12 protein-coding genes are annotated in these 13,627 nt (G+C 43.1%); 8 read left to right on the forward strand and 4 right to left on the reverse strand.

Going from position 1 to position 13,627, the window contains the following annotated elements:
* The first annotated feature begins 170 nt into the window (after positions 1–170).
* The 3 genes from JEZ96_RS07460 to JEZ96_RS07470 all read left to right on the forward strand — a co-directional run bounded on the left by JEZ96_RS07460 (position 171) and on the right by JEZ96_RS07470 (position 1,514).
* Positions 171–875 (forward strand): hypothetical protein, encoded by a 705-nt coding sequence (locus JEZ96_RS07460; protein WP_011919095.1) that lies wholly within the window; start codon positions 171–173, stop codon positions 873–875.
* A 101-nt stretch (positions 876–976) separates the two neighbouring features.
* Positions 977–1,327 (forward strand): VOC family protein, encoded by a 351-nt coding sequence (locus tag JEZ96_RS07465; RefSeq protein WP_061782699.1) that lies wholly within the window; start codon positions 977–979, stop codon positions 1,325–1,327.
* On the forward strand, positions 1,302–1,514 hold the full coding sequence (locus JEZ96_RS07470) for a DUF1289 domain-containing protein (RefSeq protein WP_025008252.1): 213 nt from the start codon (positions 1,302–1,304) through the stop codon (positions 1,512–1,514). The genes JEZ96_RS07465 and JEZ96_RS07470 overlap by 26 nt, the downstream gene beginning before the upstream one ends.
* Positions 1,515–1,553: 39 nt before the next feature.
* Here the strand turns inward: JEZ96_RS07470 and cdd are convergent, their stop codons facing one another.
* Complete coding sequence (cdd, locus tag JEZ96_RS07475) at positions 1,554–2,444, reverse strand: cytidine deaminase (protein WP_128090110.1); 891 nt, start codon at positions 2,442–2,444, stop codon at positions 1,554–1,556.
* Between the two features lie 165 nt (positions 2,445–2,609).
* Complete coding sequence (gene sbcB / locus JEZ96_RS07480) at positions 2,610–4,022, reverse strand: exodeoxyribonuclease I (RefSeq protein WP_011919096.1); 1,413 nt, start codon at positions 4,020–4,022, stop codon at positions 2,610–2,612.
* 178 nt (positions 4,023–4,200) lie between these two features.
* Here sbcB and JEZ96_RS07485 point away from each other — a divergent pair, with 178 nt between their 5' ends.
* The 3 genes from JEZ96_RS07485 to JEZ96_RS07495 all read left to right on the forward strand — a co-directional run bounded on the left by JEZ96_RS07485 (position 4,201) and on the right by JEZ96_RS07495 (position 6,366).
* Complete coding sequence (locus JEZ96_RS07485) at positions 4,201–5,001, forward strand: hypothetical protein (RefSeq protein WP_011789736.1); 801 nt, start codon at positions 4,201–4,203, stop codon at positions 4,999–5,001.
* A 40-nt stretch (positions 5,002–5,041) separates the two neighbouring features.
* A complete protein-coding gene (gene rlmA / locus JEZ96_RS07490; protein WP_011789735.1) occupies positions 5,042–5,857 on the forward strand; it encodes a 23S rRNA (guanine(745)-N(1))-methyltransferase in 816 nt (271 codons plus the stop codon).
* A 299-nt stretch (positions 5,858–6,156) separates the two neighbouring features.
* Positions 6,157–6,366, forward strand: coding sequence for a cold-shock protein (locus JEZ96_RS07495; protein WP_011789734.1), 210 nt, complete (start codon positions 6,157–6,159; stop codon positions 6,364–6,366).
* A 672-nt stretch (positions 6,367–7,038) separates the two neighbouring features.
* Here the strand turns inward: JEZ96_RS07495 and rne are convergent.
* Positions 7,039–10,419: a ribonuclease E gene (gene rne, locus JEZ96_RS07500; RefSeq protein WP_061782698.1), complete on the reverse strand. Its 3,381-nt coding sequence runs from the start codon at positions 10,417–10,419 to the stop codon at positions 7,039–7,041.
* A 538-nt stretch (positions 10,420–10,957) separates the two neighbouring features.
* Between rne and rluC the strand changes: the two genes are divergently transcribed.
* A complete protein-coding gene (gene rluC, locus JEZ96_RS07505; RefSeq protein WP_061782701.1) occupies positions 10,958–11,920 on the forward strand; it encodes a 23S rRNA pseudouridine(955/2504/2580) synthase RluC in 963 nt (320 codons plus the stop codon).
* A 22-nt stretch (positions 11,921–11,942) separates the two neighbouring features.
* Positions 11,943–12,662, forward strand: coding sequence for an HAD-IA family hydrolase (locus JEZ96_RS07510; protein ID WP_025008254.1), 720 nt, complete (start codon positions 11,943–11,945; stop codon positions 12,660–12,662).
* Between the two features lie 150 nt (positions 12,663–12,812).
* Here the strand turns inward: JEZ96_RS07510 and JEZ96_RS07515 are convergent, their stop codons facing one another.
* Positions 12,813–13,397 carry a Maf family protein gene (locus JEZ96_RS07515; RefSeq protein WP_025008255.1) on the reverse strand — a complete coding sequence of 195 codons (585 nt, stop codon included), beginning with the start codon at positions 13,395–13,397 and terminating at the stop codon, positions 12,813–12,815.
* Between the last annotated feature and the right edge of the window lie 230 nt (positions 13,398–13,627).

The raw sequence follows: 13,627 nt of genomic DNA on the forward strand, positions 1-13,627 counted from the left end.
GATGCAGTATTTATGACGATAAATTTTGATTATTGTATTGAGTAGGGCAAATCAAAGGTTGCCTAGCAATTATCCACAATGGTTGCCTCGACAGTTAGACCTTAATCCTATTCGCTTGGTAATATAGTGCGGTTTTACATCATTTTGATGGTATTGAGAGGGATTTAAGATTGGATAAAAGTTTAGTAACGAATGCATTGGCTGCGCTGTGTATTCTGATTGGCTACGGTATAGGGTCACCCATTTTGTTTAATGTAGGTTTGTTTGCATTATCGGGGGCGATAACGAACTGGCTAGCCGTATATATGTTGTTTGAAAAAGTGCCAGGATTGTATGGTTCTGGGGTGGTTCCCTCTCGTTTTGAAGAATTTAAAGCGGGTATTGCACATTTGATGATGAAGCAGTTTTTTACGACTGAAAATATTGACCGCTTTTTATCTGAGAAAGAAGGGGTCACTAAAATCGATTTGACTCCCGTGATTGATAAGGTCGATCTGGCTCCATCTTTTGATGCCCTTGTTAGTACTGTTGCACAATCTTCTTTTGGTGGCATGCTGGCAATGTTTGGTGGTACAGAGGCCCTAGCACCACTAAAGGCTCCTTTTATTGAGAAAATGAAAGCCTCTTTAGTGGAAATGGCCCAAAGTGAGGAGTTTCATCTGTTACTGAAGCAAGAAATTGAACAGCCTAATATTATGGCCGATTTGCAAATAAAAATTGCCAATATTGTTGAGCAGCGTCTAAATGAATTGACGCCACAAATGGTAAAGCAGATTGTACAAGAGATGATCCAAACTCACTTGGGGTGGTTAGTTGTTTGGGGCGGTGTGTTTGGTGGGATGATAGGACTTGTCGCCGCCTTGCTCCAAGGCTAATCTGGTACTTAAAAGCGAGCCGAAACATGGGAGCTTAGGCTTCCATGTTTATCTAAGAATTATATTCACTTACTAAATTCTATTCACTTACCAGAGGCGCTATGAACCATCATCACAGTATTAATTATCTGGAAATACCCAGCCGCGATATAGCGAGTTCTAAGACCTTCTTTAATAAGGTGTTTGGTTGGTGTTATGTGGATTACGGTCCAGAATATAGTTGCTTTATGGATGCAGGCATCACGGGCGGATTTTATCAAGCGGATGTTGATTTCACACTTTTACGTGGCAGCCCGCTGATTGTTTTGTATAGCAATGATTTAGAGAGTACCCAGGCTGCGGTTATCGCAGCGGGAGGAAAAATTACCACAGGGATATTTACTTTTCCTGGGGGGAGGCGATTCCATTTCACTGAACCCTGTGGCAATGAATATGCTGTCTGGTCAGAATGATCCGCTTTCAAACCCTTGTGTCAGGAACTGTTGTTTAAATGAGCAGGATGTTTGCTTGGGGTGTTTTCGACATCTCGATGAAATTTTAGCTTGGCGGTCGATGTCAGAAGAGGAACGTTGTGGTTGCTATGTAAAGATGGCAGAACGCAGGGGAATTCAGCAGGCCAAATGGACGAGTCAAAAATAGTGCAGTGATAGTACTTTCTATCACCGCACATGAGTTTTGTTAGACGGGATCGACAACAATATGTTCTAGTTCAACAGCCGCTATTGTATGTAGCGCATCCATCGTTGCTCCAACTAAACTGATTTTCCCCTGAGATGATTCAATCAATACTGCACGACGAATGTCGCTAAATTCTCGGTTGTGCCGAGTTAAATTTGACAGTGCCATTTGCATCGGCAACATTGAAGGATTAAAGGCCGCATTTTCGGCATAGCGTCCGCAGTAGGTCGCGCCATCATGGGTTTCTAGTGCCACAGCGGCAAAGCTTTGAGTATACGGGGCATAACTTAAACCAGCATGATCTAAACCTTCAATAATCATGGGGTCACTGCTATCTAGCACAAACTCAGTTTGCTGTTTTGCAAGCAGCGGTGAGACGACATTTAAATCTTTCGGACCAAATGCATAGGGGAGATAATAAGCAAGTGAATGGCTTTCCTGTGCAGGTAGATGAATTGTAATGTTGGCGCCATCAACCAGCTCATTCATAAATTGCCGACAATGACCACAGGGGCTAGCATTGACAATTATATCAACAATTTGACTCTCACCACTTAACCAAGCATGACTAATCGCACTTTGCTCTGCATGTACGGAATGGAATAAGGCCTCACCGGGAAGTTCTAAGTTTGCTCCCATGTAAATATCACCACTTTTCCCCTTGGCGATTGCGCCTACATAAAACTCGCTTATTGGCGGCTTTGCCAGTGCTGCAGCAATAGGTAATAGTGCGAGTAGTACCTCTGCCTCAGTCATTTTGCTGGCGAGGGTTAATTTGGCAAGTTGCATTGCATCAATGTGGCCTGCAAAGTTTTGATGTAATAGGGGAATAAGTGCATCAGCTAACGGCAGCGGCAGCTGGGTTATGCTACGAATGAATCTATCTTGCATTTCCCGGTTCCTTATTTGTTAAGTTCATGGAAGAACATTCTAGTAATTTTGTTACAACATAAATGCGAGTTAGCTCGCGTTTATGCGGCCCAAGCTGGAAATGAGTTATGTATTTGACCGATTTCACCATACAAATAAAACAAATTTTCGCTGATGCTAGAAAAGTTATAACTCACGTAAATAATGACACAGTGCTGCAAGCAGTTTTTGTTTGTTTTCATCATCTACGGTATTTTGAAGCAGATTCTCAAGCTTCAACAAATAATCTTGGTCGGCGAGGCGATTTTGACAAAATTCACGCCAGCGATGGGATTCTTGATCATCAAGTAATTCCGGATAATTGCGTGCCCTATAGCGGAACAGCATTTCAGGCATACGGACATCGTCAAATTGTAATTCGAGCGCCGCTAGATTCTGCGGTAAAGTGTGGCGGATGATTTCCATTTTAGCTTTATCAGCTGAACTAAAAAAACCACCAGAATACAACATTAAATCAGGATCAACGGTAGTACTTTCACCATCGTGCTCAAATAATTGTGCAAGTTTTTCCCTAAGCTCTGGATGATTCCTTAATCGCTTATATTGCTCCCTTGCGAATGCTTTATCGATATTAAGCCTTGAGGCCTGAGCATCGTCCAAAATTTTAGCCGAGGTAATAAAAGGGCATTTATTGAGATGGATTTGTTTTACTGGGATAGGCAATTCATCTTCGGCAAGTTCGGCTCTGGCGGTATACATCCGAGTTTTAATTTGTTCAATATTTAGATCAAACAACGGACTTAAATCCATTGCTAAATTAACGCAGATAACAGCATTTTTATTGGTTGGATGATGGGCAACGGGGGAAATTAATGTTGTGCAGCCATTACGTGCACTAATTTTTGAACTGACATGCGCCAAAGGTTGCATATTAAGCACATCGATTTGATCACTGACGGCTTGTTTGCGGCGCAGCTCAAAATAGTAGTGATATAACTTGGGTTGTTTTTCTCTGATGAGTTTTGCCATGGCGATGGTCGCATATACATCCGACATCGCATCATGGGCTTTCTCATGGCTTAACCCATTTGCCTGGGTCAGATGTTCTAATTTAAAGCTAGGCGAACCATCATCTTTTAGTGGCCAGTTTATACCGTCGGGTCTAAATGCATAACAAGCTCTGACTAAATCAATGATATCCCAACGAGAATTTCCGTTCTGCCATTCTCTTGCATAGGGATCAATAAAGTTGCGATAAAATCCGTATCGGGTCACTTCATCATCAAAGCGCAGAGAATTATAACCAGCGACACAAGTATTTGGTTGGCTGAAAAGAGCTTGGATACGACCCATAAACTCCGTTTCTGGAATGCCTTTTAAATTCGCAAGTTGTGGTGTAATCCCTGTGATCAAAATAGCTTCAGGTGAAGGTAAGTAGTCAGTAGCTTGCTTACAGTAAAAGGTTTCTGGTTCACCGATGATATTGAGATCTAAATCGGTTCGAATGCCTGCAAATTGTGCAGGTCTATCCCTTGCGGGATTGGCACCAAAAGTTTCATAGTCGTGCCAGAATATGCTTGGCTGGAATGGTATAGACATAAATTAAAATCGAATGACATTTTATCGAATAATAGCATCTTAACACTGAAACTCCTCGGAAGAACATTGACGATATAATTGAAGTTGAGGAATTATCTTGAAAAGATAAGCACCTAATAGATGTTTTTTCCTGCTTTTGGGCGTTACAATTCGCCCTGAAAAGGGGAGTTAATGTCTTATGTTTCTGCAATATCTCAATGAGCCTATGGTGCTTGATGCCGAGCAAGCATCTGTTTTAACGTTAACATTGCCCTCAGATATCAGTGACTTTATCGTGCTCCAAGCGATGAGTGCGCCGTTACTGGAGCTTATTGTCTTAGATAGTAGACCAAAAATTGCAATCCGTTTTCAGCCATTATTGGAACTGACGGTAAATCCGGCATTATCCCCAAATAGTCAATTTGGCAAGACAATTCCCCGAACGGTAGGACAAGGGATACGTATGTATAGCCGCATAGGGATCGCACCTAAGTGTTGTACTGATGAATTAAGGTCTGGAGTCTCATTCAAATTAGATTCAAGTCATGGTTTGAATTTTGCGTTACAAACAGTCTCCAAATTTGAACTCATCCCACTCGAAACTGACTTAAGAGCATTATACGAACCTCAAGTGCTACAGATGGCCAAAGCCTTATTGGCACGGCAGTATGACTACACTATATCTTCTGAAGCACTTGCTGTGCATATGGCTGAAATAGAACAAGTGAGGGCTGAGTTACACGCGTTTTTACGTGGAGATTTTGGAATTTGTCATCCAAGTTTGGCGCAAGAAGCCGCAAAATTGGAACCCTTGTTGCTGAAAAAATGTCAATGGATGTTCCGAATTTATACGCATATGTTTGAACGGCCTAACTATGGTCGTGCATCAAATGATGTAGAAAATATTGACAAATCACTAAGAAAACTAGAGTGCTATGAGTTGCTCGCATCTCCTGAACTCGTAGAAATGGTTAAACGATTAACGGAAGACGAGATGTAAGCTCGTTTTCCATTTTAGCGACACGAAATAGGGTTTATCTATGCGTTATTTATGTCCACTTTGTTCCGGATTACTTGCCCGTGCCGGAGCTAGTTGGGTGTGCCCACAGCAACATAAGTTCGATATAGCCAAAGAAGGCTATGTTAACTTGCTGCCTGTACAAAAGAAAAACTCAAAAGATCCTGGCGATAACAAACAGATGATGTTTGCTAGGCGGGAGTTTTTAAACGCAGGATACTACCAAATGTTGAGCGATAGAGTGAATGCATTGGCATTGGAATATGCTGCAGGAGCAAAACATATTTTGGATATAGGCTGTGGAGAAGGTTATTACAGTCATAGATTATTTCACGTATTTGAGCAGGACCACCCGTGTGTTTTACAGGGATTGGATATTTCTAAATCGGCAATCAAATATGCTGCAAAACGGTATCCTAACTTACAATTTTGTGTGGCAAGTGCTTATGAGATGCCGATTGCTTCACAAACGGTGGATTTAGCCATACGTATTTATGCGCCTTCTAAAGTAGAAGAACTTCAGCGGATCATGGCTAAAAATGGTGTATTAATCACTGTTTCACCGGGGCCAATGCACCATTTTGCCCTTAAACAGCAAATTTACGCTGAACCAAGGTTACATCCAGAGTCTAATGCGAGTCTTGAAGGATTTGAATGTATTCATCAGCAACGACTGATGTCACAACTGGGATTAAAAAATGCCGAGCATATTTCACATTTTCTAGAGATGACGCCCTATGCATGGAAGTTTACTACAGAGCAGAAGCAATCTTTGGTAACACAAGGGCTAAGTTGTGAGTTAGATTTTCAAATTGAGGTTTATCGTATTGCAAGATAGTCAATTTAAGCTATTGAAATAAGTTATTTAAAGTGCTTAACTGTAACAGCTAGACCGCATGAACATTACGTTCTGCAAGCCGGTTGCAAAACCTAAGTTGATTTAAGCAAAATAAATATTTCAAAGTGTCGCAGTATGTTGACTTATCTTTAGAATGGTTTATAGTCTTACTAGCTTGAAGGTTGGGCTTATATTTATGTGTTCAATACGACCAGTTCGTCCTGTAAACATAAGTAATACCGGCATTTTCCAGCTCCACCGCCGTTAAGGCTTTAATTTTTATTTACAGGATTTATATTATGTCTCAAGTTACTGGTGTTGTTAAGTGGTTCAATTCTGACAAAGGTTTCGGATTCATTGAACAAGAATCAGGTCCAGATGTATTCGTACACTTCCGTGCGATTAACTCTGACGGTTTCAAAACTCTTGACGAAGGTCAAAAAGTGTCTTTCACTGTGACTCAAGGTCAAAAAGGTCCACAAGCTGAAAACGTAACCATCATTGGTTAATTTTCAGTGCAATTAGCCAAGAGCTAATCGCAACGGATTTAAAGAGCTGTGGTTTTTCCATAGCTCTTTTTGTTTGTGTCATTTACCTGAATGTTAATCAATCCTGTTTATCTGTTTATCTGTTTATCTGTTTATCTGTTTATCTGATTCTCTAATTTCCAATGCCCCAGTTTTAATCTTCACTACTCTCCCCCCTAAAAAGCGTTAGTCGATATCTCATAGTGTCTGGATATTCATTCAACCAGCGAACGCTCCAATGAGGTATGTTTAAACCTCGTACCGCAATAAGACACAGCTAGAAGTAAAACAATCATACTTCCTATTCAGGAAATAATGTTAGCTTATATACAGGGCAAAACTCATACAGTTATTCGATATAACTATCTGATAAAGATAAATAACTAGTCAAAGGCTTCTTAGAGGGTTCGATAGTCGTAAATGTTTATCGATAGTGTTACTGTGTGGATTGGACCGTACACCGCTAGTGCTTTGATATCAGTTTCTGAGTACATAGGTGAGAGGACGTCTGTCATTCTTCTCGTTGATCAGTGCTTATCTATTTATTGGTCGTCTGGGAGGCCATAAAACATTCTAGCTTGTGTTCCTTTGCTCTGAGTAATAAAAAAGCCACTCACAGCTTGTGAGTGGCTTTTAAATGCTCGCTTATTAAGATTATGGGCGAGCCATATCCGATTCCGCGCTGTTCGCTAGTTTGACCTTAGGTGCAGAGGTATCCTCGCTCGCAGTATTGTCATACTCGCGTCCTTTTGGCACTTCAACTTGCGTTCTCACCTCAACGACAGGTTTAGTCATATCCGACGATACCATAGCCCCAAAACGACTTGTTGTTTTAGGTTTGCTTACAACTGCATCAGTAACATCAGCCGCTTGTGAATTGACATTGGTGGCCTCTGTTTGAACCTTGGGTTGTGGTTTAACAATGGCTGCCGGTTTTGTCATTGGTGCAGATGCAACTGCTTTAGTTGGTACTTTAGTGATATCTTGTACAACGGTTGCTTTAACCACTGAGGCGGGTTGTAAAACGACTTGTGGTTCTGTTTTGGCCTCAGCAATATCTTCAACTGTCTCTGCTTTGGTTTCTTCGATTTTTGGCTCTAGCACTTGAGTTTCAGTGGTTTCAGACACAACCGGAGTGATTGTTGCTTCGGCAGCCACTTTTTGAATGACAGGTGTTTCTGCCACAGGAGCGTCTGCAATAGCAATCTTTTCTATTTCTGTAGTAGATGCTGGCGCTGTAACTGGAGCGGTATCTTCCACTACGGCGACAGTTTCTGCCTGCTCAACTGTTTCTGCTTTTACGGCTTCCACCATTGGGGCTGAACTTGGACCCGTAACGTGTGCGCTGTGAGTGACTTCAGTTGGGTATTCTTGATCTGCACCTAATTCGTCGTTAGGAACGAACTGGGCTGGTGCTGAGACGCCTTGATCATCTTCATCACGACGACGACGTTGGCCAGCAGCGCGAAGATGACGTGGACTACGGCGGCTACGACGTTGACCATCTCTTTGTTCGCGTTTTGATTGCTCATCTGCACTAGTGTTCTCATCTTCAGCACTTTCAGCTTCGTTATCTTGAGATACGACAAGAGGTTCAGCCATTTCTGAAGTGTCAGCAGTGACAGTTACAGGTATTTCCACAACATCAACGGAAGCGGTCTCTATTGGCGCGGTTTCAACAGGAGTACCTTCTTCGGCTACCGTTTCTAGCGTAGCTTGAGCGGGGATAGCTTCTTTACGCGGTTGGCGACGAGCTCTTGGTGCTTTGGGTTCAATAGTCGGCGCTTCGGCAGCTACCTCGGCTTTAGCATCAATACTTGCCGCGGCGTTAATGGCTGCAATTTCCGCGAGTACTTCTGCGGCTTCCTCTGGTGCAATTGGGATCGCGTTATCTGGCGTGTTATTGCCATTATCGATACGGACTTTGCGACGCATATTTCTACGTTGACGGCGTTCGCGGGCAACTTCTTGCTTCGGTGTATCGGCCTCTAGATCTGCAATGACTTCTTTTGGAGCTTGAACGCGAGGTTTAGTTTCCACTTTCGCAGGACGTTTTGCCGAGTCTTCTTTCTCGCGAACTGTACGTTCTTGAGTTGCTACCGCTACTGGTTCGGCAGTTTTCTTCGCATTGCGATTACGTGGCTCACGGCTGCCTTCTTTCGCTTTATCAGCGTCTTGACTATTTCGAGGGCGACGGGTGTCTGTACGGCGGTTACGGCGATTTGCATTAGCCGCATTAGTATCAGTATTTTTGGTTTCCGTTGTTTTTGCGGGTTCAGCTTTATCACTTGATGCAAATAATGCTGTGATGGTGCCTATCAGCTTGCTAAAGAAACTTGGTTGTGGCGCTTCTATTTTCACCGTTGGTGATGGTGCTTGTTCCACTTTTTGTGGCGCAGCGAAACCTTTTAAAGCAGGCGTTGGCGCAGCAGTACGTTCCAGTTTACGTGGCTCATACAATTTAGCTTCTGGATGTTCGATACGTTTATAGCTAGATTCGCTAATTTCGTCGTCACTACGGTGACGGATCACACGATAATCTGGCGTCATCATGTGCGCATCAGGTATTACATATACTTCGACATCGTGACGTTGTTCAGTGATGCGAATAGCTTTGCGTTTCTCGTTTAACAAGAAAGCTGCAACATCCACAGGCACAATCGCTTCGATTTGTGAGGTGTTTTCTTTGATGGCTTCTTCTTCCATCAAACGTAAAATTGACAGTGCTAAAGACTCAGTACTGCGAATCGTGCCTTGGCCATGACAGCGAGGGCAGATATGCGCCGCCGATTCTTCTAAAGAGGGACGCAGGCGCTGACGCGACATTTCCATTAAACCGAAACGAGAAATACGGCCTAACTGCACTCGGGCGCGGTCGTGGTGAACGGCGTCACGTAAGCGGTTTTCAACTTCACGCTGATGGCGCACAGGCGTCATATCGATAAAGTCGATAACCACTAAGCCACCTAAATCGCGTAGACGTAATTGGCGAGCAATTTCATCGGCAGCCTCGAGGTTGGTGTTAAGCGCAGTCTCTTCAATATCGCCGCCTTTAGTTGCGCGGGCAGAGTTAATATCGATAGATGTCAAGGCTTCAGTTGGGTCGATAACTATCGAACCACCAGAAGGTAAACGGACTTCTCGCTGGAAGGCAGATTCGATTTGAGACTCAATTTGGAAGTGAGTGAATAACGGTACTTCAGCTTCGTAAAGTTTTACTCGCTCAACAAAATCAGGACGAACTAAGGAAATATGTTGCTTAGCTTCCTCATAAATACGGGGATGATCGATGAGAATTTCGCCTACATCACGACGCAAATAGTCACGGATCGCACGTACAATCACATTGCTTTCTTGATGAATTAAGAAAGGAGCACCTTTGGTTTGGGCCGCTTCAGTGATGGCTGCCCAGTGATGTTGGAGTACTTTTAAGTCCCACTTTAACTCGGCAGATTCTTTGCCTACACCCGCAGTACGTACAATCAGCCCCATACCAGCAGGCACTTCCAAATCAGCCATCGCTTCTTTTAACTCAGTACGCTCATCACCTTCAATGCGACGAGAAATTCCGCCTGCACGAGGGTTGTTTGGCATTAATACTAAGTAAGAGCCCGCTAAGCTAATGAATGTAGTTAAGGCTGCACCTTTATTACCACGTTCTTCTTTGTCAATTTGGACAATTACTTCTTGCCCTTCACTGACGACTTCTTTGATGTTGGGGCGGCCTTGGAAGGAATAACCCTTAGGGAAATACTCTCTGGCGATTTCTTTTAGTGGCAAAAAGCCGTGACGATCGGCGCCATAGTCGACGAAAGCGGCTTCTAAAGAGGGTTCTACGCGGGTAATTTTACCTTTGTAAATATTGGATTTTTTTTGCTCATGACCTGGGCTTTCAATGTCTAGATCATACAGTTGTTGCCCATCAACAAGGGCAACACGCAACTCTTCTGATTGAGTTGCATTGATTAACATACGTTTCATGATGACGTCATTCTTCTTTAAATAGAGGTCATCAAACATCACGTTTCGCTGCATTACGGGCCTAGCAGTGGTCAACTGAGCCTCACGGCTAGTGGCTAGGCAAGGTGCGCATTACTGTTAGACGCAGTCGCTGCGTGTCGCATCCTATTTATGGCTTATTTTTTAATGATTACAAAAACAAGGAATTCGTTGTAAAACATCAACCAACCCCATAAATTCTTTAGTTTCGTTCCGGTAATGCCCAAGTCGAATCGGTTTGTCTGACGACAAGTTAAAATATTCTTCGAAATCTGGGAGGAAAGCATCTGAAAAAACCTATACAAACAAGGTGACTTTCTCGATTTAATCGTAAAAACGTATTTGTGGTATTTTTACTCAATATACGATTTGCAAATCAATGAGTTGCTATCGAGAAAATGTTTTTTTATTCGAAACACTTTCCGCTTGGGAAAGGGATCTTGTGAACACTTTATTCACTGCTTATCCCTAATCGCTGGTGAAATATAGCAATAATCAAAAAATTCAGCAATGGAAAGGCACAATTCTTATCAGTTGTTGTACAATGGCGACCGTTTTAGTCAGATGGCGCATTATGAATACAGTATCCACCCCACAGCAACAGGTTCAATTGATCACGATTGATGAAGATCATTTCGAACAGCGAATCGACAACTTTTTAATGACGGCTCTTAAGGGCGTACCTAAGAGCATGATCTACCGCATCGTCCGCAAGGGTGAGGTGCGGGTCAATAAGAAACGTATCAAACCTGAGTATAAGTTGCAGATGGGTGACATAGTGCGTATCCCGCCCGTCAGAGTGGCGGAGTCGGATAATCGTACCGCGCCTTCTGCCAACTTAAGCAAAGTCTCGCAACTTGAAGATCGTATTCTGCATGAAGATAATCATTTAATTGTGCTGAATAAACCTGCAGGTATTGCCGTGCATGGTGGTAGTGGTGTTGATTACGGTGTGATTGAAGCGCTGCGGTCGTTAAGACCACAGCAAAAGTTTTTAGAGCTAGTGCATCGTCTCGATAAAGATACTTCGGGTTTGTTGTTGGTGGCTAAAAAGCGTAGCGCGCTTAAACATTTGCATGATCAACTTAGATATAAAAAGATGCAGAAAGACTATTTGGCCTTAGTTAAAGGTGAATGGTCTGCTCAAGATAAAGTCGTTAAACAGCCTTTACTGAAGATTACGCTTAAGTCCGGTGAGCGCATAGTGCGTGTTAATGCGGAAGGTAAGCCTTCTGAAACGCGCTTTAAAATTATGCAGCGGTACCAAGGTTGTACTTTAGTGAAGGCGAGTCCTGTCACTGGACGTACTCATCAAATTCGGGTGCATTGCCAATTTGCCGGACATTCTATCGCCTGTGATGATAAATACAGTGAGCAAGGGTTTGATGACAGTATGCGTTCATTAGGCTTAACCCGACTCTTTTTACATGCCGCTGAATTGATGTTCATTCATCCAGAAAATGATGAAGTGATGCGGATTTCTGCGCCTTTAGATGAAAATTTGTCGCAGTTACTCGATAAGTTAAAGCGTGCGTAATCGACGGGGATAGGTTTCAAGGATGAAGATAAAGCAATACGATTTAGTGATTTTCGATTGGGATGGCACTCTGATGGATTCCATCGGTAAAATTATCACGTGTATTGAAAACATGGCTAAGGCATTACAGTTACCTATCCCAACTGAAAGTGACATTCGCGATATTATTGGTCTTTCTATGACAGAAGCGCTGCGAGTCCTGTTTCCTCGGGGGGACAATCTCAGCACTTCTTTAGCATCTTCTCTGTATCCGCACGCTAAAAATGAGTTAAGCCAAGGCGAAGATGATGAATATCAGCAAATGCGCACCGAGTTTAAAGCACAATATTTACATTTAGACACCACGCCAACGCCGCTCTTTGCACAAGCACCTATTTTAATCGATGAGTTACATACTCAAGGCTACCAATTAGCCGTTGCAACAGGTAAGGCCCGTGAAGGACTTAACCGTGTCTTTGAGCAAACAGGCTTAGGTCGATACTTTGTTGCGTCACGCTGCGCCGATGAAGTACGCAGCAAACCCCATCCTGAAATGATCTCAAGCTTACTTCAAGAGTTGAATATTGCACCGAACAGAGCTTTGATGGTGGGTGATTCATTGCTAGATTTGACTATGGCGGCCAATGCAGGGATTGATAGCGTTGGTGTCACCTATGGCGCCCACAGTGCCGAAAAGTTGCTGCGGGCAAAACCTATCGCCTTGATTGATAATTACTGCAATACCTCTAAGACTACTATTTAATGCTGAAGTGGCAATAAATGCCGCCATGCATGAGACTTCCTTATGACCTTTATTTACGTCTCATCTTCTCGTCGATAAAACGACTCTGTAGCTCGGTATTTTTGATACGCGTCATCGATTCAATAAACAGGGCAAAGCCTTGACAAACGTCTAAGCGAGAACATCTACTCCTTGGGCTAACAGCATTTCCGTCAGTAATATCAGTGGTAAGCCAACTAAGGTATTGGGGTCACGGCCTTCGAGCTCTGTAAATAACGCTATGCCCAAACCTTCGCTTTTAAAACTGCCCGCGCAATAATAGGGCTCTTCTTTTTCGACGTAGGCTACAATTTGCGCATGACTAAGATGCCTAAAATGAACGGTAAAGGGTTCAACTTCGGCAGCCATCGCGCCAGTTTTGGCATTATAGAGTGCAAGACCGGTATAAAAAGTGATGGACTTGCCTGAGGCTTGGGTGAGCTGTGCAACGGCGTTATCAAAATGATGGGGCTTACCGATAATCTTGCCATCAATGACAGCGACTTGATCGGAGCCAATAATCAGGCCATCAGGAAATTGTTCAGCCCCTGCGATGGCTTTCGCTTTGGCTAAGCGCAGCACTAAAGCGTGGGCCGTTTCATTGGTCTGCGCCGTTTCGTCAATATTAGGATTGCAGCATTCGAAGGGTAACCCGAGCTTTTGTAGTAAAGATTGTCGGTATACAGATGTTGAAGCTAAGATTAATTGGGTTGACATAAAGCTAATATCCGCAAAAGAGTAAGTCATATTGTGACCAATCTGTGCTAAGGAGTGCAAGAGTTTCGTATTTGGGCACTTCTTTTCAACGAAAGCGGTTATTTTAGATGGCTTATGCTTGTATGCCTCCACTAGCTTGGGTAGAATTTTGCTTCCGTTAATTTCGATGTTGGGGCTAGAGAAACGCTTAAGTCGCAAACTGGACTTAAGTTAGAAATTTTTCTTTGACT

The sequence above is a fragment of the Shewanella putrefaciens genome (assembly GCF_016406325.1).
Classification (GTDB): domain Bacteria; phylum Pseudomonadota; class Gammaproteobacteria; order Enterobacterales; family Shewanellaceae; genus Shewanella; species Shewanella putrefaciens.